21 protein-coding genes are annotated in these 21212 nt (G+C 62.7%); 10 read left to right on the top strand and 11 right to left on the bottom strand.

Annotated elements, in window-relative coordinates:
* A complete protein-coding gene (locus tag ACIPY2_RS15745) occupies positions 1 to 849 on the top strand; it encodes an HpcH/HpaI aldolase/citrate lyase family protein (RefSeq protein WP_400267323.1) in 849 nt (282 codons plus the stop codon).
* A gap of 73 nt (positions 850 to 922) precedes the next feature.
* Here ACIPY2_RS15745 and ACIPY2_RS15740 read toward each other — a convergent pair whose 3' ends face one another.
* From ACIPY2_RS15740 to ACIPY2_RS15710, 7 genes are read right to left on the bottom strand one after another with little or no spacing between them, the layout of a single operon-like run.
* Positions 923 to 2044: a Gfo/Idh/MocA family protein gene (locus ACIPY2_RS15740; protein WP_400267322.1), complete on the bottom strand. Its 1122-nt coding sequence runs from the start codon at positions 2042 to 2044 to the stop codon at positions 923 to 925.
* A complete protein-coding gene (locus ACIPY2_RS15735) occupies positions 2029 to 2730 on the bottom strand; it encodes a ThuA domain-containing protein (protein WP_400267321.1) in 702 nt (233 codons plus the stop codon). Before ACIPY2_RS15735 ends, ACIPY2_RS15740 begins: the two co-directional genes overlap by 16 nt.
* A gap of 37 nt (positions 2731 to 2767) precedes the next feature.
* The gene (locus ACIPY2_RS15730) at positions 2768 to 3772 is read right to left on the bottom strand and encodes a sugar phosphate isomerase/epimerase family protein (protein ID WP_400267320.1); all 1005 of its coding nucleotides are present in this window, start codon (positions 3770 to 3772) and stop codon (positions 2768 to 2770) included.
* On the bottom strand, positions 3769 to 5013 hold the full coding sequence (locus ACIPY2_RS15725; RefSeq protein WP_400267319.1) for a Gfo/Idh/MocA family protein: 1245 nt from the start codon (positions 5011 to 5013) through the stop codon (positions 3769 to 3771). The genes ACIPY2_RS15730 and ACIPY2_RS15725 overlap by 4 nt, the downstream gene beginning before the upstream one ends.
* Before the next feature lie 29 nt (positions 5014 to 5042).
* On the bottom strand, positions 5043 to 5948 hold the full coding sequence (locus ACIPY2_RS15720; RefSeq protein ID WP_400267318.1) for a carbohydrate ABC transporter permease: 906 nt from the start codon (positions 5946 to 5948) through the stop codon (positions 5043 to 5045).
* A 1-nt stretch (position 5949) separates the two neighbouring features.
* A complete protein-coding gene (locus tag ACIPY2_RS15715; protein WP_400267317.1) occupies positions 5950 to 6879 on the bottom strand; it encodes a carbohydrate ABC transporter permease in 930 nt (309 codons plus the stop codon).
* Positions 6876 to 8204, bottom strand: coding sequence for an extracellular solute-binding protein (locus ACIPY2_RS15710; RefSeq protein ID WP_400267316.1), 1329 nt, complete (start codon positions 8202 to 8204; stop codon positions 6876 to 6878). The genes ACIPY2_RS15715 and ACIPY2_RS15710 overlap by 4 nt, the downstream gene beginning before the upstream one ends.
* 233 nt (positions 8205 to 8437) lie before the next feature.
* Between ACIPY2_RS15710 and ACIPY2_RS15705 the strand changes: the two genes are divergently transcribed.
* The 3 genes from ACIPY2_RS15705 to ACIPY2_RS15695 all read left to right on the top strand — a co-directional run bounded on the left by ACIPY2_RS15705 (position 8438) and on the right by ACIPY2_RS15695 (position 11400).
* Positions 8438 to 9475 carry a LacI family DNA-binding transcriptional regulator gene (locus ACIPY2_RS15705; protein WP_400267315.1) on the top strand — a complete coding sequence of 346 codons (1038 nt, stop codon included), beginning with the start codon at positions 8438 to 8440 and terminating at the stop codon, positions 9473 to 9475.
* A gap of 185 nt (positions 9476 to 9660) precedes the next feature.
* Positions 9661 to 9996, top strand: a complete 336-nt coding sequence (locus ACIPY2_RS15700) for a hypothetical protein (RefSeq protein WP_400267314.1) — start codon at positions 9661 to 9663, stop codon at positions 9994 to 9996.
* A 75-nt stretch (positions 9997 to 10071) separates the two neighbouring features.
* Positions 10072 to 11400 carry a hypothetical protein gene (locus ACIPY2_RS15695; RefSeq protein WP_400267313.1) on the top strand — a complete coding sequence of 443 codons (1329 nt, stop codon included), beginning with the start codon at positions 10072 to 10074 and terminating at the stop codon, positions 11398 to 11400.
* A gap of 13 nt (positions 11401 to 11413) precedes the next feature.
* Here the strand turns inward: ACIPY2_RS15695 and ACIPY2_RS15690 are convergent, their stop codons facing one another.
* On the bottom strand, positions 11414 to 12865 hold the full coding sequence (locus tag ACIPY2_RS15690) for a lipase maturation factor family protein (protein WP_400267312.1): 1452 nt from the start codon (positions 12863 to 12865) through the stop codon (positions 11414 to 11416).
* A gap of 101 nt (positions 12866 to 12966) precedes the next feature.
* Here ACIPY2_RS15690 and dxr point away from each other — a divergent pair, with 101 nt between their 5' ends.
* From dxr to ACIPY2_RS15660, 6 genes are all read left to right on the top strand, one after another.
* Complete coding sequence (gene dxr, locus ACIPY2_RS15685) at positions 12967 to 14151, top strand: 1-deoxy-D-xylulose-5-phosphate reductoisomerase (RefSeq protein ID WP_400267311.1); 1185 nt, start codon at positions 12967 to 12969, stop codon at positions 14149 to 14151.
* Positions 14152 to 14189: 38 nt separating this feature from the next.
* Complete coding sequence (locus ACIPY2_RS15680) at positions 14190 to 15521, top strand: M50 family metallopeptidase (RefSeq protein WP_400267310.1); 1332 nt, start codon at positions 14190 to 14192, stop codon at positions 15519 to 15521.
* Between the two features lie 73 nt (positions 15522 to 15594).
* Entirely contained in the window at positions 15595 to 15888 is a 294-nt protein-coding gene (locus ACIPY2_RS15675; RefSeq protein WP_400267309.1) for a YciI family protein, read from the top strand.
* Between the two features lie 44 nt (positions 15889 to 15932).
* Positions 15933 to 17099: a flavodoxin-dependent (E)-4-hydroxy-3-methylbut-2-enyl-diphosphate synthase gene (gene ispG, locus ACIPY2_RS15670; protein ID WP_387433889.1), complete on the top strand. Its 1167-nt coding sequence runs from the start codon at positions 15933 to 15935 to the stop codon at positions 17097 to 17099.
* On the top strand, positions 17062 to 17940 hold the full coding sequence (locus ACIPY2_RS15665; protein WP_400267441.1) for a GNAT family N-acetyltransferase: 879 nt from the start codon (positions 17062 to 17064) through the stop codon (positions 17938 to 17940). Before ispG ends, ACIPY2_RS15665 begins: the two co-directional genes overlap by 38 nt.
* Positions 17941 to 18027: 87 nt before the next feature.
* On the top strand, positions 18028 to 18762 hold the full coding sequence (locus ACIPY2_RS15660; RefSeq protein WP_400267308.1) for a hypothetical protein: 735 nt from the start codon (positions 18028 to 18030) through the stop codon (positions 18760 to 18762).
* Between the two features lie 74 nt (positions 18763 to 18836).
* On the opposite strand, the gene ACIPY2_RS15655 is transcribed toward ACIPY2_RS15660, so the two are convergent.
* The 3 genes from ACIPY2_RS15655 to ACIPY2_RS15645 are packed head-to-tail and all read right to left on the bottom strand — an operon-like array spanning position 18837 to position 20988.
* A complete protein-coding gene (locus ACIPY2_RS15655; protein WP_400267307.1) occupies positions 18837 to 19448 on the bottom strand; it encodes a TetR family transcriptional regulator in 612 nt (203 codons plus the stop codon).
* Positions 19445 to 20188: an ABC transporter permease gene (locus ACIPY2_RS15650; RefSeq protein ID WP_400267440.1), complete on the bottom strand. Its 744-nt coding sequence runs from the start codon at positions 20186 to 20188 to the stop codon at positions 19445 to 19447. The genes ACIPY2_RS15655 and ACIPY2_RS15650 overlap by 4 nt, the downstream gene beginning before the upstream one ends.
* 8 nt (positions 20189 to 20196) lie before the next feature.
* Positions 20197 to 20988, bottom strand: coding sequence for an ABC transporter ATP-binding protein (locus ACIPY2_RS15645; RefSeq protein ID WP_400267439.1), 792 nt, complete (start codon positions 20986 to 20988; stop codon positions 20197 to 20199).
* Positions 20989 to 21212: the final 224 nt, after the last annotated feature.

Below are 21212 nucleotides of genomic sequence, written 5' to 3'. Positions count from 1 at the left end.
ATGCACTCTACGCACCCCGCTCCGTTCACCATGGGCCCGGCCCTCCTTTTTTGCCCGGCCGACCGTCCGGAGCGCTACGGCAAGGCGGCCGGCCGCTCCGATGCGGTCATCCTGGACTTGGAAGATGCCGTGGCTCCCGCGGACAAGCAACGGGCAAGGGGTGCCATCCTGGCTCAGCTCGCCGGCGGGGGAGAGGCTCCGGAGCTGGACCCCAGCCGGACTATAGTGCGGGTCAATCCCGTGGGGACGGCGGAGTTCGAAAAAGACCTGCACAGCCTCGCGCACACGCCCTACCGGACGGTCATGCTGGCCAAGGCCGAAAACGCTGCGCAGCTGAAGGCACTGGAGGGCTATCGGGTCATCGCTTTGTGTGAAACGGCCGCAGGGATCGTGAACGCGGCGTCCATCGCGGCCGAGCCCAACGTCGTTGCCTTGATGTGGGGAGCCGAGGACCTGCTGGCGTCGTTGGGCGGCCTCTCCAGCAGGAACGACGACGGCGGCTACCGGGCCGTTGCGCTGCACTCGCGATCCGCCGTGCTGCTTGCCGCCAAGGCTGCTGGCAAGGAGGCCATCGACGCGGTGTACGTCAACATCCCGGATCTTGATGGATTGGCAGAGGAGTCCCGCGATGCCGTTGCGAGCGGTTTTGGTGCCAAAGCCTGCATCCACCCATCACAGGTGGCTGCGGTTCGCGAGGCCTATGCTCCCGCCAGGGAGGCCGTTGAGGAGGCAACTGAGCTATTGGAAGCAGCGAGGGCAGCCGGTTCCGGGGTATTCCAGTTCAAGGGAAAGATGATCGACGGTCCCATCCTGAAGCACGCGGAGTCGGTACTGCGCAGGGCCCGCTGACACCACCCGCGGGACAGCATGTGATGCCAATGTTCGTGGGGAACAGTGCCATCACATGCCGTCCTGGCGGGATTTAGGCGGATACCGTCGTGGCCAGTTCAGCCAGTGGCACGGCTGCAGGACGTTTGGCCGTGCTCTTGATGGAGACCGACTGTCCGGTCTTGGCTGATTCAAGCACCGATTCCATGACTTCCAGTGCGTGGAAGGCCAACTCACCGCCTGCCCTTGGTTCCTGGCCGGCAGGCGTAGCAGCGAGGTCGGCGATCCCGAAGCCACGGCCTGAATCCACGTACCCGGCGGAGACCGGCAGTGTTTCCCAGTCGTCGGCACCGAGTGCGAACAGTTGGACATCGCCATCGAAGTGGTTGGGGTCAGGTACCACCAGGGAGCCCTTTTCGCCGTGTATTTCGATGTTGGGGCTCTTGGTCTTCACCGCGTCGAAGCTCATGAACAAGGTGGACAGGGAGCCGGAGGCATGGACCAGGACGCCCGTGACGTGGGAGTCGATGTCCACCGGGACCTTCTGTCCCTCGCGGGGCCCGGAACCAATGGTCCGCTCGTCACGGGTATGGCTTGCTGCCCCCACCACGGAGACCACGGGACCCAGCAGGGTCACGAGTGCCGAGACGTAGTACGGCCCCATATCCAGGAGCGGCCCGCCGCCGGGCTGGTAGTAGAAGTCCGGGTTGGGGTGCCAGCGTTCGTGTCCGGGTGTCGCCATGGTGGCGGTTGCCGAGATGGGCGCGCCGATGAGGCCATCGTCAATGGCTTTGCGTGCGGTTTGGATCCCGGTGCCGAGCACGGTGTCCGGAGCGCAGCCAACCACCACACCGGCTGATTTGGCGGCCTCCAGAACCTCCCTGGCTTCGGCGGTGGTGGCGGCCAGCGGCTTTTCGCCATAGACCGACTTGCCCGCAGCGATGGCTTTCAGCGCGATCTCCGCGTGGGCTGCCGGGATGGTCAGGTTGAGCACCAAATCAACATCGTCGGCCGCCAGGAGCTCATCCACAGCCAACGCACGGACACCTTCATAGGAATCGGCGACTGCCTGTGCACGTGATCTGTCCAGATCGGCAACTGCCACCAGATCGATTGAGTCCAGGCGGCGGAAGTTGGTGAGGTACTGGGCGATGATGGCACCGCAGCCGATGATCCCAACCCTCGTTGGCTGGATTGTCTCTAGCGGGTTGCCCACAGCATTCCCCTTTCAATGATTGTCCGGACGTTCGTATCCTCGAGAACTTCAACCCGGTGTCCCGGCGTGCAGACGAAGATCTTTCCCTTGCCCCATTGGCGGGTCCAGATGGCCGGCGAAGTAACTTCGCGGTTCCAGGGGTCCCATTCCCGCACCTTTTGGGTGGTGGTGGCCAGGACATCGATGTAGTCGTCCGCAAGCACCCAGTACTGCTCAGTCACCAGGTCAAAGTCGTCCAGGCCCGCCGTAATGGGGTGCCCCGCGGCTTCCGGGAGGAGGTTCACCGTGTACGGAACGTAATTATCCGACTGTTCGCCGATGCGCTCGTCCGGATGCTTCCCGGGGTGGCAGGCGAACTGTCCGCCGATCAGGTGCAGGTAGTCGGAGTTGTTGCGGTAGGAGTCGGCGATGCCCCCGTGCCAACCCGCCAGGCCCGTCCCGTTTTCGATTGCGGCGCGTAGCCCCTCGAACTCGTCCTTTTCGATCGTGGACATGGTCATGCACTGGACGATCAAGTCCACGGTGGCCATGTATTCCGGATCGGCATAGATCTTGGGGGATTCTTCCACCCTGACGTCGAAACCTTCGGCTTTGAGATAGGGAATGAAAAGTTCGGTGGCTTCGACAGGCTGGTGTCCATCCCAGCCGCCGCGCACCACCAAGGCGGTCTTGTTACTGCTTGTCATGGGTTTCCTTCGTTCGGGGCGGATCCGTTAGTGGTCTTTATCGTGTGGTGAAGGCCGCGTCGAACGCGGCCGCCGGGGGCTGGATTGCCGCCAGTTCCTTCACCATGGCCAGGGCCTGCGGAGCTCCGACCAAGCGATCCATGCCGGCGTCCTCCCACTCGATGCTCGTGGGGCCTGCGTAGCCAATCGCGTTGAGGGTGCGGAAGATCGGCTCCCAGGCAACGTCGCCGTGGCCGGCAGTGACAAAGTCCCAGCCCCTGCGGGGATCGGCCCATGGCAGGTGCGATCCGAGGCGGCCGTTGCGTCCGTTGAGTTGGCGCACTGATTCCTTGACGTGGACATGGAAGATTTTGTCCGCGAAGTCCTGAAGGAACATCACGGGATCCAGGTCCTGCCAGATGAAATGCGAGGGGTCGAAGTTCAACCCGAAACCCTCCCGGTTGCCGACGGCTTCCAGGGTCCGTTTGGCGGTCCAGTAGTCGTAGGCGATCTCCGACGGGTGGACTTCCAGGGCGAATCGCACGCCTACTTCGTCAAAGACGTCCAGGATCGGGTTCCACCGGTCGGCAAAGTCCTGGTAGCCGCGTTCGATCATTCCTTCCGAGGCGGGAGGGAACATGGCTACGCACTTCCAGATGGAGGAGCCGGTAAAACCGGTCACCGTCTTGACGCCAAGCCTGGCTGCAGCGCGGGCTGTGGTCTTCATGGCTTCAGCCGCCCGCTGGCGGACACCTTCGGCTTCGCCGTCGCCCCAAACCTCGGGGGAGAGGATGTCACGGTGTCGCTCGTCGATGGGGTCGTCGCACACGGCTTGGCCAGTCAAGTGGTTGGCAATGGCATGGACGGAGAGCCGGTGTTTCTCCAGGATGTCCAGCTTGTTCCGCAGATAGGCGTCGTCTTCCACGATCCGTTGCGGGTCCAGGTGGTCGCCCCAACAGGCGATTTCCAGGCCGTCGAATCCCCATTCGCCTGCCAGGCGTGCCACTTCCTCGAAAGGCAGGTCGGCCCATTGGCCCGTGAAGAGAGTGATTGGTCTGGTCATGATGGTTCCTTGTCTACGTTCTGCCAACGGCTTTGCGCCGCTGCGCTGGCCTCGACGGCGGCCAGCACCTTTTGGACCTGCAAGGCGTCAGCGAACGACGGCGAGGGCTGCTCGCCGGCGCCGATGGCGTTCACCAGGTCCACCACTTGGTGCGTGAATCCGTGCTCGTAACCGAGTCCGTGGCCTGTGGGCCACCAATTGGCGGTGTAGGGGTGGGAGGGCTCCGTCACCATGATCTTGCGGAAGCCGGCATCGGGCTCCAGCGAGGAGTCGTAGAACTGGAGGGAATTCATGTCCTCGAAATCGAAGGCCAGCGAACCCTTGGTTCCGTTGAGTTCCAAGCGCATCGCGTTCTTTCGGCCCAAGGCAAACCTGGTCGCCTCGAAGATCCCGATAGGACCTGTGGCCGTTGCGGTCCTGTCCGCCGTTCCGCCTGAGGTGGCACCGCCGTCGGGCCTTCCGCTGAAGCGGGCCGTGAACAAGGCGGCGTCGTCGACTGTGACCGGGCCCTTGGGTCCGTCCGTGCCGCCGTGGCCGCCGAGTCCCACAAAGTCCCCGGCCACGTGCCGTTCTTTGACGAAGGTCTCGAGCAGGGCGGATACGCCGGTGATCTGCTGCCCGGTGATCCACTGGGCAGCATCGATGCTGTGGGCGCCGATGTCGCCCAGCGAGCCGGAGCCGGACTTTGATTTGTCCAGGCGCCAGGTCAGGGGTGCATCGGCGTCCGACAACCAATCCTGGAGGTACTGGGCACGGACATGCCGGATCTCGCCCAAACGCCCCTCATCAACCATCCGTTTCGCCAAGGCCAGGGCAGGGGTGCGCCGATAGCTGAAGCCGCACATCGAAAGCACTCCGCGCTCTGCGGCCGCCTGGGCCACGGCTGTCATTTTTTCGGCTTCTTCCACGGAATTGGCCAGCGGCTTCTCGCACAGGACATGCTTCCCGGCCTCAAGGGCAGCAATGGCAATTTCCGCGTGGGTGTTGCCCGGTGTGCAGATGTCGATGAGGTCGATGTCATCGCGTTCAACCAGTGCGCGCCAGTCCGTTTCCACGGACTCCCAGCCGTATTTCGCGGCGGCGGCACGGACGCCCTCTTCGTTTCGGCCAGCAACCGCCGTCAGTTCCGGCTGGAGGGGCAAATCGAAGAAGCGTGGTGCGGTCCGCCAGGCGTGGGAGTGGGCGGCGCCCATGAAGGCGTAGCCCACCATACCCACGCGGAGGGGTTTCTGCTCCGTCATGAACAGGTCCTTTCTACTGCGGTAAGCAGTTACTTGCTAAAGCCGGCCGTCAAGCCGCTGAGCAGTTGTCGGCGTCCGACGACGTACAGCACCAGGATGGGCAGGGTGCTCAGCACAACCGAGGCCAGCACTGCAGGGATGTTGACGCTAAATTCGCCTTGGAACGTCCACAGTCCCAACGGCAGAACGCGCAGGTCCGGACTTTGGGTAAGTACCAGCGGCAGCAGGAAGCCGTTCCATACGTGCAGGCCGTTGTAGATGGAAACCGTGACGATCGCGGGCCTTGTCAGCGGCAATGCCAACCGCCACATCGTTTGCCATTCGCTGCAGCCGTCCAGCCGCATCGACTCGAAGAGTTCGTTCGGCACGTCCCTGATGAAGTTGGACAGGATCAGGACGGTCAGGGGGATGGCGAAGGCGATTGAGGGCAACATGATGGCAAGCAGGCTGTCATAGAGGTTCAACCGGATGATCATCAGGTAGATCGGGATGATGGTTGCCTGCAGGGGAATGGCCAAGCCCATCAGGAACATGCCGTTGACGAACTTCAGGAACCTGCCCCGGCCACGAACAATCGCGAAAGCGGCCATGAAGGAAATCAAGACAGTCGGAATTACCGCACCGAGGGTGACCATCACGCTGTTCATGAAGTACTTGGCGAAATCGGATTGGAGGACCAGTTGGTAGTTCTCCAACGTCGGCGAGAGCGGCGGGGCCAGCGGGTTCTGGCCGAAGTATCCTTCAGAGGTCTTCAGGCTGGTGATAACGATGTAGTACACCGGAATGATGATGACGGCCAGCCACATCCAGCCTCCAAGGCCGCCCGGAATATTGAGCCTCCTGATTCGGCTCCACAGACTCTGGCGGTTCACCGGGGCCTTGGCAGGAGAACCGGCCGCGGACGATTGCTGCTGTGGTGTAAGAACTGTGCTCACGCTACATACCTTCCAATTGGCTGCCCTGTTTGTCCTTGCCGCCGAGGCGCTGGAGGAACAAGGCAAGGGCAAGGCCGATGGCAACCAGGATCACAGCGATCACACTTGCGGGGCCCATGAGGTTGGCCCGGAATCCCCGCAGGTACATGTCCAGGGCCAGGATCCTCGTGGAGTTGCCCGGACCGCCGCCTGTCAGCACGAAGATCAGGTCGAAGTAGGTCAACGATCCCACCACCATGAGTGTGGAGGAAGTGATGATCGTGTACTTGAGCTGGGGGAGCGTGATGTGGAAGAACTGCTTGATGGTTCCCGCGCCATCGATCTGCGCCGCCTCGTACAAGGACTTGGGAATTTGGCGGACGCCGCCTTGGTAGATCAGGGTGTGGAAAGGAACGAATTGCCAGGCGATGACGAAGATGACCAAGCCCAGTGCGAGTTGCGGGACGCCGAGCCAGTCCTGCGCCAGGAACGGCAGTCCCAGCCCCATGGCCAAGCCGAAGTTCGGGTCCAGCAGCGCCTTGAAGGCAATTGCGACGGCGGCTGATGAGAGCAGGAGCGGCAGGAAGTAGAGGACGGCCAAAGCCGCCCGATACTTCTGGCTTCCCGCGGTGAAGACTCCCAGCAGCAGGCTGATGGGCGTTTGGACGAGCCACGAAACAATCATGATGAGGAACGTCAGCCCGAGCGCGTTGTACAGGCCGGGATCAGTCAGGACCGACGTCCAGTTCTCCATACCCGCGGCTCCGATGGCTCCGATGCCGTCCCAGTTGGCGAAGCTCAGGAGGAGCACTCCAACAAGGGGTACCACCGCGAAGACAACGAAGAAAAGCAGCGCCGGCAGCGTCAACCACGCGAGGGCTGAGTTCCTTTGCCCCTTGGATTTATCGACAGGTCGGCGGGCCGCCGCCCTGGTTGCTGTTGAGGTGCTCATTTGCCCAGGGTTGCGTTCATGTTCTCGGCGAACTGCTGCGGGGTGATCGACTTCAGGAAGAGCTGGTCGATGTTGTTCAGGAGGGCCTCTGCGGCTGTGGGGCTGAGCGCTTGGTCCCAGGACTGCTGGAAGTTGGGTGCGTTCTTTGCGAGGTCGTACACGAAGTTAAGGAAGTCCTTGTCCGGGGAGGAGGCCAACTTGTCTTCGATGCCGTTCACAATCGGTACCGACCCGGAGTTGATGTAGGCCTCGATGACGGTGTCGGTCATGATGCCTTCCTTGAAGAACTTCTTGGCAGTTTCCTTTTCCTTGTCGGAGGCCTTGGCAGAGATGGACATGTACTGGGCCGGATTTCCGACGCCGCTCTTGGGGTCACCCTTGCCACCGGGAACAGTGGGGAAATGGACGAAGCCGAGCTTGCCGTCCTGGACGAAGTTCTGACCTTCCTTCTTCATTGCGCCATAGGTCCAGGAGCCCTGGAGCATCATGGCTGCCTTGCCGGTGTACAGCAACGCTTGGTCCGCCTTTGAATCGGCGGTGATGGAGGAGAAGCCCTTGATGAAGCCATCTGCCGAGACAAGCTCCTGGATCTTGGTGCCGGTCTCGATGACCGCAGGGTGCTTCCAAGAGTCGGGCTTGCCTTCGAAGATCGCGTTGAAGACCTCGGAACCGCCGATGCGGTCCAACAAGTACTCCAGCCACATCATGGAGGTCCAGCGCGACTGGCCGCCCAGCGAAAACGGCGCCACACCCATGTCGTTGAAGGTCTTCACCAAGGACATGACATCGTCCCAGGTCTTGGGCGGCTGCACGCCTGCCTTGTTGAAGAGTTCCTTGTTGTAGAAGAGCACGATCGGAGCGACGTACTGGTTGGGCAATGCGTAGATCTTGCCGTTGACGGTCGCTGCGCCGAAGGAGGAAGGGAAGAACTTCTTCTTGAGGTCCGGGTTGGCATCGAACCAGGCCGTCAGGTCTTCCACCTGGTTGGCTTCGGCATAGGTCTTCAAGCCGCCGCCACCCCAGCCGTAGACAATGGTGGGGGCCTGGCCTGCGCCGATGGCGGTCTTGATCTTTGTCTTGTAGGCATCGTTCTGGAAGTACGTGACCGCGATCTTGTTGTCCGGGTTGGCTGCACCGAAGGCGTCCACGGCTTTCTGCATGGTGGTCTGGTTCGGCTCACCTGTCAGGAACCACATACTGGCCCCACCGCCTCCGCCGGATCCGCCGGGACCGGATGTGCCGCAAGCAGTGGTTGCCGCGGCCGCGAAGGGAACCAGGGCAGCCAGGGCCAGGAACGAACGGCGGGAGGACTGGAATTGCTTCATTGCTTCTCCATGTGTTGTGCATGTTTGGACAGTATGTGCGGGTGCTTGGACAAGGTAAGGTTCCGAAATAACTCGAAATATTTCGCAACCATGATTTAGATCACGGTCTAAACTAAAGGGCATTCGCGAGTCCGTCAAGACCTGATTCTTGCTTCCATGTGAGGAGATATTGCTCTTTCGGGCGAAACCGATGCATGATCGAACAGGCCGAAATTATTTCGAAAGCAGGAGACATGGATAGCAGTCAGCCGTCGAAGCTGACCTTGGCCGCCGTCGCTGAGGAGGCCGGCGTATCGACGCCCACGGTTTCCAAGGTGATTAACGGGCGGGCCGATGTCGCAGAGGGAACCAGGCTTCGCGTCCTCGCCGCCTTGGAGCGCACAGGGTACAAATCGCCGCTCCAACGCAGGAGCGTTCCGGCCCGGCGAACGGTGGAGGCCGTGTTCGACTCACTCAACTCGGCCTACGCGGTGGAAGTGCTCAACGGCGTCCTGGCGCAGGCTGCGGCTTCCGATATGGAGGTGGTCCTCTCGGTAACGAGCCGCCAGGAGGCTTCCCCATTGAGCCCGGAGGAACGGGCCCAGCGCATGATCGACGAACGGCGCAGCGGCATGATCGTGGTGACTTCGGCGTTCGATTCGGCTCAGTTGCACGCCTTCCAACGGCGGAGCATACCGATCGTGGTGGTTGATCCCCTCAACCCCCCGCCTGCGGAAGTCTTCAGTGTCGGCGCCAGCAACTGGGCCGGGGGCAAGGCGGCCGCCACGCACCTGCTGGAGCTGGGACACCGGAAGATTGCCTACATCGGCGGTCCGGAGTCGGCGGAGTGCAGCCAGGCAAGGCTCCACGGATATATGGCGGCGCTGATGGCCGAGGGCATCAGCGTCCAGCATGAGTATGTTTCCGCAGGCGCGTTCCGGCCAGCCAACGGCGTGCGGGCAATGAGGTCCCTGCTCGCCCTGGAAGATCCGCCCACGGCCATCTTTGCAGCCAGCGACAGCATTGCGTTGGGGGTGTTGGCGGAGGCCAGGCGCCAGGACGTCCGTATTCCCGACGAGATGAGCCTGGTGGGCTTCGACGGAACCCATCAGGCCGAGGAGTCCGTACCGCCGCTGACATCCGTCTCACAACCCCTGCAGGACATGGGGCGCTCCGCCTTGAACTTCATCCTGAGGCAGATGCGCGGGGAGGACATCGACTCCCGTCGTGTGGAACTTGCCACCCACCTGGTGGTTCGGGAATCCACGGCACAGCCGCGAAGCGGCGGCTAGGGCAAGTGCTGCCCGTGCCGGGGCAAGGACCGGGCGCGAAAGACTGGCGAGGTCGCCGTCACGATTACCGCTTTCGAGCCACTTCCGGTTTGTAAGCGGTGCATTCCAGGCCAGGTTCCGGCCTCAGGCGGGTCCATTCCGGGCCTCCTTGCGTGCACGCGTGAACGCCAGAGAAGGAGAACCACGTGCCCGAATCCCGGAATCAGGGCCCCGCGAAGCAGCCACCACACCGGTACCGCCTCAATGTTCCCAATGCGGACGAGGCCGTTGCGGCTTGGATGGAGATGCAGGATAACCAATCCCTCTCAATCCGCATGCTGATCCGCGAGAGCATCGAGCGCCACGGCTACGTGGACATCGTCAATAGGCCCGTAGTGCAAATTCCCGATGGAGGACGGGTACCGGCACCTGCTGCCGAACCCGAAACCAGCGCTGTTCCGGCCCCGGCACGCCAACAAGCGGAGCAATCACCAAACATGCCCGTCGACGTCAACGACCTTTTTGCGCAACTGCGGCGCTGAACCGCAGACGTGGCAACGCGCCGGGCCGATAACTCCGGCATCCCACTTACCAACTTTGACTGAAGGGACTTTCCCGTGACCATTTCAACAAACCTCACCGGCGGCATCGACGTTGGCAACGGATACGTCAAAGGACTCATCAGAGGACCTCACAGTTCCGGGGCGTCGGACGCCGATGTGATCGACCTTCCCAGCGGGGTGGCCCTGATCACCCGGTCCAATGCGCTGCCTGCGCCGGACAGGGAAGCGCCGGCCAAGATGGAAGGCGACTTCTACAACGAGTTGGATGTGAGCTTTTCCTCTCCCCTCATAGGCGACCAATACCGGCGACTGTTCGGGGTGCGGGCCTTGAGCGCACAGGGTGCGTTCGAGGAGTTCGACGTAATCGGCCACCGCAGCAAGGCGCAGCAGGAACTCAGCAAGATCCTGGTCCTGGGCGCCTTTGCCGCCAAGGCCGTCCGCGACCATGTGCGCGTCAACGGCACCCTCCCGCCCGCTGAAGAAGTGTTGAGTGTGCGCGCCCGCGTTGCCCTGGCGTTGCCCATCAACGTATACCTCTCGCATCGCACCAGTTACGCGGCGGAGTTCATGAGTGGGATCCATACCGTCACGGTGCACAACTTCGAGACCCCGGTAACCGTCAAGCTGCGCTTCATGGACGTGCGAGTCATACCGGAAGGCGCTTCCGCCCAGTACGCCATTACCGCCAAGGGTGAGCCTTTGATGGAGGCCATGCTTTCGGACGTGCGTCGCCGCGGCCTTCCACTGGAGGGCATTACTCCGGCGGACGTCCTCGCAGCCCAGCACACCATCGGCATCGACATCGGAGAAGGTACGGTCAACTTCCCGGTGTTCACTGCCGGTCAGTTCAACGCTGACGCATCCATGACGTTCAAGAAAGGCTACGGATCCGTTCTCACGGACGCCATGAAGGCAATGCGGGACCGCGGCTTCCAGACCGGGTTCACTTCCCGCAAGCAACTTTCCGAGTACCTGCATGCCGGTCCCTCGCCGCTGAAACTGAACTTCTACGACCGCGTGAAGGGGTACGTCGACGAAGAAACCATGTTCTTTGCCAAGGAAGTGGCCGAGCAATTCGGCAGGGTGCTCGCCGTGGTCGGCGCCACCACCGAGGTTGCCTACGTTTACGGCGGCGGAGCCGGGGCCGGGGCCGTGAAGGAGTACCTCTACGGCGCGCTACTTGCCAAGGCTGCGGAGATGAACAGTGAGGACTCGTTTCCCACGCTCTACCTCGATTCGAGCTACTCCCGGCACCTGAACCGCGAAGGCCTGTACATTGCGGCGGAAACGGTGGAACACAAGGCGGTGGCCCAACCCGCCACCAAGCGCAGCAAGCGTGCCCTGACCGAGGAAAGCCAGGGGTTGGCCGACGCCGCTGTCTAGCCGACGCCGCTGTCTAGCCGTGGCCCGGCGGCAGGGACATCGGAGGAACAGCCTCATACAGCGGCGTCCGGACCCAGCGCTCGCCTGTCCGGCGGAACTCCTCCCGCGTGCTGAACCTGTAAAGGCAGGTGCGGACGCGCACCCAGCGCGGCCGTCCGCCGTCGAACGGGTCTTCACGCAACAGCCGAAGCGTGGGTTGGTCCGCCTCCAACAGTTTGGTGAGGAACGCGAGGAACCAGTCCTCGTAGATTGTCCTGAGCGGCAGGAACCACATCAGCCAGTCCAAGCGGAGGTGGTAGGGCGCCCACTGCCGCGGGAGCCTCCTGACGTCGCCGGGCTTTCCCTTGAACCCATACTCAAGCCAGTGCTCGTCCGCCGAGTCGGGGGCCTCCTGGCTTGTCCCTTCCACCACCACTTCGATCCGTTGCTTGGTGACCGTACCGAACGCTCCGTACGCGTTTACCAGCCGCCACCGGTTGAAACTCGCGTTCATGAGCTGCTGCCTGGAGAACAGGTTCAGGAGCGGCCGGTAGCTGAGCACCAGCAGCAGCAACGTCACGGCGAGTACGACGACGAGCCACCAGACCGGTGTCTCAGCGCCACGGTGCCACTCAAGCGGGATGAAGGGAAACACGGCATGGGCCACCGGATCGCTGACGGCGGCGAAGGCCAGGATGATCGCAGCCCAGTTGAGCCAGGCGAAATTGCCGCTGGCCACGAGCCACAACTGGGTTGCCACGATGATCCCGGCAGCGATGCCCGCCAGCGGCTGGGGAGCGAACAGGAAGAACGGAACCACCAGTTGGGCGAAGTGGTTGCCCACCACCTCCGCCTTGTGCAGCGGGCGGGGGAGAAGGTGGGCTTGCCGGCTCAGCGGCCCGGGCATCGGCTGGGTTTCGTGATGGTAGAACATCGCCGTCATGTCCCTCCACTCCCGGCCGCCGCGGATCTTGATCATGCCGGCGCCAAACTCAAGCCTGAAGACCAGCCACACGATCATCACCAGGATGGTCACAGGCGGGGGAGTCTGGTCGGAGCCAAGGAAGGCAACGGTGAATCCGGCCTCAAGCAACAGGATCTCCCAGCCGAAGCCATAAAACGTCTGCCCGATATTCACGATCGACATATAGAGGAACCAGAGGCCGAGGAAAGCCAGCATCGGCAGCCATGGCGGACCTGCCTGGGGCACCCCAAGCACCAGCAAGGCGGATACGGCCAGACCGATCCAGCAAACCCCGCGCAGGAGCTTGTCCGAGTAACGCCGGCGGAAGAGCGTGGGGCGGCGCATCCTGCGGGCCATGTCCAGGATGGCCGGGGCGGGAAGAAGCCCGCGTTCCCCCAGGAGCGCCGGGAACTGGTTGAGCGTGGAAAGGAAGGCAACCAGGTACAGCGCGGCGACTCCCCGCTGCAGGACTTGCCGCGCGAACTCGTAGTCCCACGCATCAACCCAGGAGAACCACTCCATGCGTCCTACGCTACGCGTGGGACCCTTCGGCCCAACAGCGCTTTCCCACATACGCAGCCAAGGGTTTCGCCCGTCCCCGCGGCGGCTGGGATACTAGAGTCATGCAGCCGCGCAAGATCGTCATCCTCGGGTCCACCGGTTCAATCGGCACGCAGGCAATAGAGGTGATCGACGCCGCTCCCCACCTCTTCGAGGTGGTGGCCCTGAGTGCCGGAGGCGGAAATCCGAAGCTGATTGCGCAGCAGGCAGTGCACACGCAGGCGCAGGCCGTGGGTGTCGCCAAAGGCGAGGCCGCAAAACTACGGGAACTTATCGACCACCAAGCCGCAAAGTCCGGACTCGCCGGCTACTCGCCGGAGATCTTCGTTGGCCCCAACGCCTCAACCCACATTGCTGCCATCGCCGCCGATGTCGTCCTCAATGGCATCACGGGTTCCATCGGCCTCGCGCCCACCCTTGCCGCCTTGGCCTCGGGGGCCACACTGGCGCTCGCGAACAAAGAGTCGCTCATTGTGGGGGGAGCCCTGGTCAAGGCCGCTGCCCGACCGGGCCAGATCGTACCGGTGGACTCAGAACACTCGGCCATTGCGCAGTGCCTTCGTTCGGGTTCGGCCCAGGAAGTCGAGAAGCTGATCCTTACGGCTTCCGGCGGACCTTTCCGCGGGCGTTCCAGGGAGCAGCTCCGGGACGTGACACCCCAGGAGGCGCTGGCCCACCCCACATGGGACATGGGCCTGATGGTCACCACCAACTCGGCCAGCCTTGTGAACAAGGGGCTGGAAGTGATCGAGGCGCACTTGCTCTTCGATGTACCCCTGGACAGGATCGACGTCGTAGTCCACCCCCAGTCCGTGGTGCACTCCATGGTGCAGTTCGTGGACGGCTCCATCATCGCCCAGGCCTCCCCGCCGGATATGCGGCTGCCCATCGCCCTGGGCCTCGGCTGGCCGGACAGGGTGCCCCGCGCCGCCCAGGCTTGCGATTGGACACGAGCCGCCAGTTGGACTTTTGAACCGTTGGATTCCATTGCCTTCCCTGCCGTGGAACTCGCGAAGGACGCAGCCAAGCAGGCGAGCACCTTCCCCGCCGTTTTCAATGCGGCCAATGAGGAAGCGGTGGAGGCTTTCCACGCCGGACGCATCCGTTTCACGGACATCGTGGATACTGTGGAGTCCGTCCTCAGTGAACATTCAGGATCCTCAGAGCTAACGGTTGACTCAGTGTTGGAAGCTGAAGTGTGGGCACGAGCCCGAACCCACGATCGTTTAGCTACCAGCACCTCCTAGCCACACCACCCAGCCATCATGGAAGCAGCCTTTCCCGCATGAGCCCAGTCCTTCTCTTTATCCTCGGAGTCGTCTTCGTCGCACTCGGCGTCGCGGTCTCCATTGCCCTCCACGAGGTAGGCCATCTGGTCCCGGCGAAGCTTTTCAAGGTGCGGGTGACCAAATACATGATCGGGTTCGGTCCCACTCTCTGGTCGCGGAAAAAGGGCGAGACCGAGTACGGCTTCAAGGCCCTCCCGCTGGGTGGTTATGTGGCCATGATCGGCATGTATCCGCCCAACAAAGAAGACGGCGGTGTCCGTCCTTCCAGCACCGGCATGTTCCAGACACTGGCCTCCGAGGCCAGGTCCGTTGCCCACGAGGAAGTCGGGCCCGGCGACGAGAACAGGGTCTTCTACAAACTTCCGGTCTGGAAAAAAATCATCATCATGCTGGGCGGTCCGGCGATGAACCTCCTCATCGGTTTGGTGCTCACCGCGGTCCTGCTGATGGGATTCGGCACGGCACAAGCCACCACCACCATCGCCGACGTCTCAAAATGCCAGGTGGCGGCGGGCCAGACAGTGGATCCGGATTCGGCAGACTGCAAGCTGACGCCGGCGGCGGCAGCAGGCCTCCAACCCAACGACACCGTCAAGTCCTTCGACGGCAAGACTGTGACGAGCTGGGACGAGCTGACCGGCTGGATCCGTGCTTCGGCTGGCAAGGAGGTGCCCATCACCGTTGAGCGCAACGGCTCCGTCCTCTCCACCACCGTCACGCCCGTGCTGTCCTCCAGGCCCGTCATCGGAACCGATGGACGCCAGGAACAGGATTCCGGAGGCGCCTTGAAATACCAGGACGTCGGATTCCTCGGCATTGGCGCCAAGAGCGCCCTGGTGCCGCAACCGGCGTCGAGCGTCCTGCCCATGGCGGGGGAGAACATCAAGCAGATTTCCGGTGTGATCTTCAACCTTCCCGCCAGGGTCGTGGGGGTCGCAAAGGCTGCCTTCAGCGAGGAGCCGCGCGATCCTAACGGTCCCGTCAGCGTGGTGGGCGTCGGTCGGGTGGCAGGCGAAGTTGCGGCCATGGAACAGGTTCCGCTGCAGGCCCGGGTGGGCACCTTGATCGGGTTGCTGGCAGGGCTGAACTTTGCCCTCGCAATCTTCAACCTTGTCCCCTTGCTTCCCCTCGACGGCGGCCATGTGGCCGGCGCGCTGTACGAAGGCGTTCGACGCCGGGTGGCCAGGCTCCGCGGTAAACCGGATCCGGGTGCCTTCGACATCGCCAAGCTCCTGCCGGCAACCTACGTAGTGGCCGCCTTGCTGATGGCCATGAGCGCACTCCTGATCTACGCGGACATCGTGAAACCGGTCAACATCTTTGGCTGAGTGGATGCACTGCGCTGCGTCCGGCGCAGTCCGCGATGGCGGAACTCGGAACACGGCGGGATAGGCTAACTCCATGACTGTTTTCGCTGTTGAGTATGTGTTCGCCGCCGAGTCCGGCGCAATCCGCGATGAAACCCGTCCCGCACACCGCGCCTGGCTGGGAGGCCTGGCAGATGAAGGCAAGCTGCTTGCCAGCGGTCCGTACACCGATGGAGCGGGTGCGCTGCTGATCTTCAAGTCTGAGCACGAGGGCGAACTCAATGATCTCCTCAAGCAGGATCCCTACGCGGATGCCGGGGCAATTGCCGGGATCCGCACCACGGAATGGTCGCCCGTTATCGGCGTCCTTTCCAGCCACGCCTCCTGATTCAGGCGCCAACCACCAGATACACCCCAACCCAAGGAGTCCACGTGACCTCGGTCAGCCTGGGAATGCCAGCCGCACCACCACCCGTCCTTGCCCCCCGCCGCAAGACCCGGCAGATCAAGGTCGGCTCCGTAGGCGTCGGTTCTGATTACCCCATCAGCGTGCAATCCATGACCACCACTCCAACTACGGACATTAACGCCACGCTGCAGCAGATCGCCGAACTGACGGCGTCCGGCTGCGATATTGTCCGGGTTGCCTGCCCCTCCGCCGACGACGCGGAGGCGCTGCCGATCATTGCGCGGAAGTCACAGATCCCGGTCATTGCCGATATCCACTTCCAGCCGAAGTATGTTTTCGCTGCGATCGAGGCCGGCTGTGCTGCCGTCCGAGTCAACCCCGGCAACATCCGCAAGTTCGATGACCAGGTCAAGGAAATCGCAGCTGCTGCCAAGGACCACGGCACCTCCATCCGGATCGGAGTCAACGCCGGCTCGCTGGAACCGGGCATCCTCAAGAAGTACGGCAAGGCCACGCCCGAGGCATTGGTTGAATCGGCTGTGTGGGAAGCCTCGTTGTTCGAAGAGCACGGCTTCCACGATTTCAAGATCTCCGTCAAGCACAATGACCCGGTGGTCATGGTTGCCGCCTACGAAATGCTGGCCGAAAAGGGAGACTGGCCGTTGCACCTCGGCGTGACCGAGGCCGGTCCTGCCTTCCAGGGCACCATCAAATCGGCTACCGCCTTTGGCGCCCTGCTATCCAGGGGCATCGGAGACACCATCCGTGTTTCCCTCTCTGCCCCGCCGGTAGAGGAAATCAAGGTAGGCAACCAGATCCTCCAGTCGCTGAACCTGCGGCCGCGAAAGCTGGAGATCGTTTCCTGCCCCTCCTGCGGTCGTGCCCAGGTGGACGTCTACACCCTGGCCGAGCAGGTGACCGCCGGTCTTGAAGGCATGGAAATTCCGCTGCGCGTAGCCGTCATGGGCTGCGTCGTGAATGGACCCGGTGAAGCCCGCGAAGCTGACTTGGGCGTGGCATCCGGCAATGGCAAGGGCCAGATCTTCGTGAAGGGCGAAGTCATCAAGACCGTGCCCGAAAGCCAGATTGTTGAGACACTGATCGAAGAGGCGATGCGCATCGCCGAAGAGATGGGGGAGGCCGATGGCGAAGATGCTGTCAAGGGTAGCCCCGTGGTTAGCGTCTCGTAACGGGACTGGCCTGGGCGTCAGGGTGCTCGGCAGTGCCGACACCCTGGCCCTTCGCGCGCTTGCGAACGAAGACCCCGTAGCGAACGTCTTCATCCTGTCGCACCTGGACAGCGTGGGGACGGCTGCCCCGACCAGCGGGGGAGCAAGCATTTTTGGCGTGTTCGACGACGACATTCTTCTCGGAGCCTGTTGGGCAGGGGCAAACCTTGTGCCCGTGCAACTCCACCCGGAGCTCGTGGACAGCGTTGCCGCAGCGGCACACCAGGCCGGACGCCGCTACGCCTCGATCTTTGGTCCGGCCGACACGGTGCTGGCGCTGTACGCGCGGTTTGAACAACTTGGACACTTCGCCCACGAGGTCCGTCCACGCCAACCCCTGCTCAGCATCTCCGGAGGGCCCGACATCCCAGCGAACCCCTCACTGACCTTCGGCACCATGGCAGACTTTGACCGGATACTCCCGGCGTGTGCGGCCATGTTCGAAGAAGAAGTGGGGTATTCGCCGTTCCTGGGCGGACAGGATTTCTACAGCAGGCGTGTTGCCGGCTTGATCCGGCAGGGGCACTCATTGGTGCACATCGACGCTGAGGGCACCGTTGTCTTCAAAGCTGAACTGGGCGCAGTCACGGGCGATGCCACCCAGGTTCAAGGCGTCTGGATGAATCCGGACCTGCGGGGGCGCGGCCAAAGCGCCGGGTACATGGCCGCCGTCGTCAACCTCTCCAGGACTTTCGCTCCCGTGACGAGCCTCTACGTCAACGATTACAACGCCAAAGCCCGCGCAACATACGAGCGGGTGGGCTTCAAGCAAGTCGGCACCTTTGCGACCGTCCTTTTCTAGTGCGGTTCCCGGTGCGGCCGCACCAACTTGTAGTCTTGTCTCGGCTGACGCTTGTCAGCTCATCACTCGACTTCCTTTGGGGAACAAATGTATAAAAATGCTCTGCGCGGATTTGCCGCGGCGGGTCTGTTGGTTATGGGCCTTTCGGGCTGTGGCGGCGCCGGTTCATCCACTGACGCGGCGTCCACGCCAGCCAGTGAAACGCCGACGCCGACGGCCACCGCTACGCCGGCGAAGGCTTACACGCTTGAGGAACTCACCGCCATCCTCGGCCAAATCAAGGACAAGCAGGGTGCAAAGCTGAACGTGATGTCCAGCGCCGACATGTCCGGCGCGATGGAACAGTCCAAGGCGCTCATGGCCCAGATGGACGTTCAGCCCGCGGTATGCGAAGACATGGCCATGGGTTCGTTGGCGCAGCCCCTTGATGGCGTCAAGGCAGCCTTCGGCGTCAGCCAGGACGCCGCCACCGGCAGCGTCAGCACCATATCTCTTGGCACTGGTCTGGGCGATCAGATCGCAGCCAAGGCACAGGAGGGCAAGAACCAGATCGCCCAGTGCAGCACCATGACGATGTCCGGACCCACGGGCAGCAGCACCATCACCGTTACCGATTTGGGCGAGAAAAAGCCGGCAAACGCGTTGTTCGCCTACCGCTTGGATACCGAACTTTCAAGCGGTGGCAAGGGCTCGGTCATCATGTCCCAGGCAGTCGACCAGAACGTGCTGATCTCCGTCATTGGCATGGGCGGGAAGACGGAAGAAGCGGCGTTGGCCAGCGTCACGACGTTGCTCGACCAGGCCACCGAGCTCATCAAATAGCTCCACGGCGACCGGGAGCCCGTGGTTGTTTCCAACGCAGGCTCCAACCACGGCTCCCGGTTACTGTTCAGCGCCTACTCTTCAGCGTCCAGGTTCCCTGTGAGGTATCGCTGGATAGTCGGAGCAACGATCCGGACGACGTCCTCCCTGTCGGCAGAGGCCAGTGGCTCCAGCCGGATCACGTAACGGGCCAGCATGAGCCCAACTATCTGGGACGCCACGAGGTTGCCGCGCAGGCGGATTTCCTGTTCGGCGCCGGGAAGGCCTGCGGTGATACGGGCGAGGATGGTCCTGGACACCATTTCACGGAGCAGCGCCGTCTTGGCCTTCGACCCGATGGTGCCGCGTGCGAACGCCACCAAGCCGTGGTGGGCAGGGCCTTCCCACAGCAGGAGCACCGCCCTGACAAGCGCCTCAGGCCTGGCGGCAGGTTCCAACGACTCCACGCCCGCGAGCACCTCCGCCGGATCGGCGGGCAGTTCCACAATGGCTGAGAACAACTCGTCCTTGCCCTTGAAGAAGTGGTGCACCATTGCCGGGTCCACCGCTGCTTCGCGTGCCACCTGACGCAGGCTTGTGCCGTCGAATCCCTGTTCCGAGAAGAGTCTCCGGGCGACTGCCAGGATAGCTTCCCGGGAGTGGTCCCCGGCACTGCGCCGACCCCGGCGCAGGGGCTGCAAGCTCATGAAGTTTGCCTCCGCAGCGTCAGTGAGGCGAGGACGAGCACCCCCACCACGATTCCGGCCATGACCAGAGTGTCCTGCCAGAGTACCTGCGTGGCTTCGGAATTGTTGGCGATTTCCTGCAGGGCGTCCACGGAGAACGTCAGGGGGAGGACTCCTGCCACGGCGTCAAGGACCTCGTTCATGTGATCACGGGCGACGAAAAGCCCGCACAGCAATATTTGGGGTACCACCACGACCGGCATGAACTGGACGGCCTGGAATTCGGTCCGTGCAAAGGCGGAACAAAACAGCCCCAGGGCCACCCCCAGGACGGCATTGATCACGGCGATCATCACCACGTATCCGGGGCTTCCCTTGATGTCCAGGTTGAAGATCCAGTAGGCCACTGCTGTTGCCACCAAGGACTGCAGTGCGGCCATGATCGAGAAAGCGAGTGCGTATCCGAAGAGCAGGTCCGCCTTGTGGATGGGTGTTGTCAGGAGCCGTTCCAGGGTCCCGGACGTACGCTCACGCAGCATGGTGATCGAGGTAACGAGGAACATCACCACAAAGGGGAAAATGGCCAGCATTATCAGCCCCACGCGGTCGAAGGTCCGCGGAAATCCCGGTGGGAGCGTTTCGTTCTCGAAGAGGTAGTAAACGGCCGTGAGGAGCAGGGCCGGCACCACCAGGATCAGCGCGATACTGCGGTGGTCGTGCCGCAACTGGTCCAGTACGCGGGCAGTGGTCGCCAGCGTCATCCGGGGATTCATGGCGCAACCGTCCTTTCCGTGGGAAAGCCTAGAGTGTTCCGTTGGCTTTCGCTTGCTTTGATCATGGTCAGGAAGGCCCGCTCCAGATCGTTGCTGTGACCGCGTTCGGACAACTCGTCGGGCGTCAGTTGCGCCAGGAGCAGGCCGTCCCTCAAGAGCAGCAGGGAAGCGCAGTGCGAGGCTTCCTCCATGACGTGGCTGGATACCAGGAGTGTGGTCCCGCCGTCGGCCATCGCCGCGAACCGCTCCCACAGCTCGGCGCGGAGCACCGGGTCCAGACCCACCGTGGGCTCGTCGAGGACCAGCAGCTTTGGCCTTGCCACCAAGGCACAGGCCAATGACACCCGGCTGAACTGTCCACCGGACAGGTCCGCAGCCTTCTGCCGCGCAAACGGCTGGAGTCCGACGGCGGCAATCGCTTCGGTGACGTCCGCCGCCGTCGCGCCGTGCATGGCTCCGAAGTATCTGACATTGGCTTCGACGCTGAGGTCGCCGTAGACGCTGGCGCCCTGGGTGACGTACCCGACGTCGTGCCTGAGTGACGCACTGCCAGCGGGGCGGCCGAGGACGTTGATGGAACCGCGGGTGATTCGCTGGACTCCTACGATTCCGCGCATCAGCGTGGTTTTGCCGCTGCCTGAGGGCCCCAGCAGCCCTGTGATCCGTCCTTGTTCCACCCGGAAGTCGAGACCCCGGAGGATCCGTGTGCGGCCCCGTGAGACGTGAAGGCCGGAAGCCTCGATTGCCGGCTGCGCGGCATGGTCCGGTTGGTGGGCAACATGGGACATCGTGGCCTCCGGTGATGAGTAATTCATCAAGTGATGAAATAACGGTAGGTGCGACGGCATTGCAGGTCAAGGGTGGGCGGCAGTAAAGGAATCCTTGAAAAGGTGTCCCCAATCACATACATTTTTCCCTAGCCGTGTCGTTGGGGCGCGGGTGGTGAGGGGGAATCATGACAATGACCTTTTCCGCTGTGATAAGCAGTGTCGCCATTCGTGAGCTCGGCAGT

Origin of the sequence: Paenarthrobacter sp. NPDC089675 (assembly GCF_044749185.1) — a bacterium.
Classification (GTDB): Bacteria; Actinomycetota; Actinomycetes; order Actinomycetales; family Micrococcaceae; genus Arthrobacter.
This window is presented reverse-complemented; position numbering and strand designations above follow the sequence as displayed.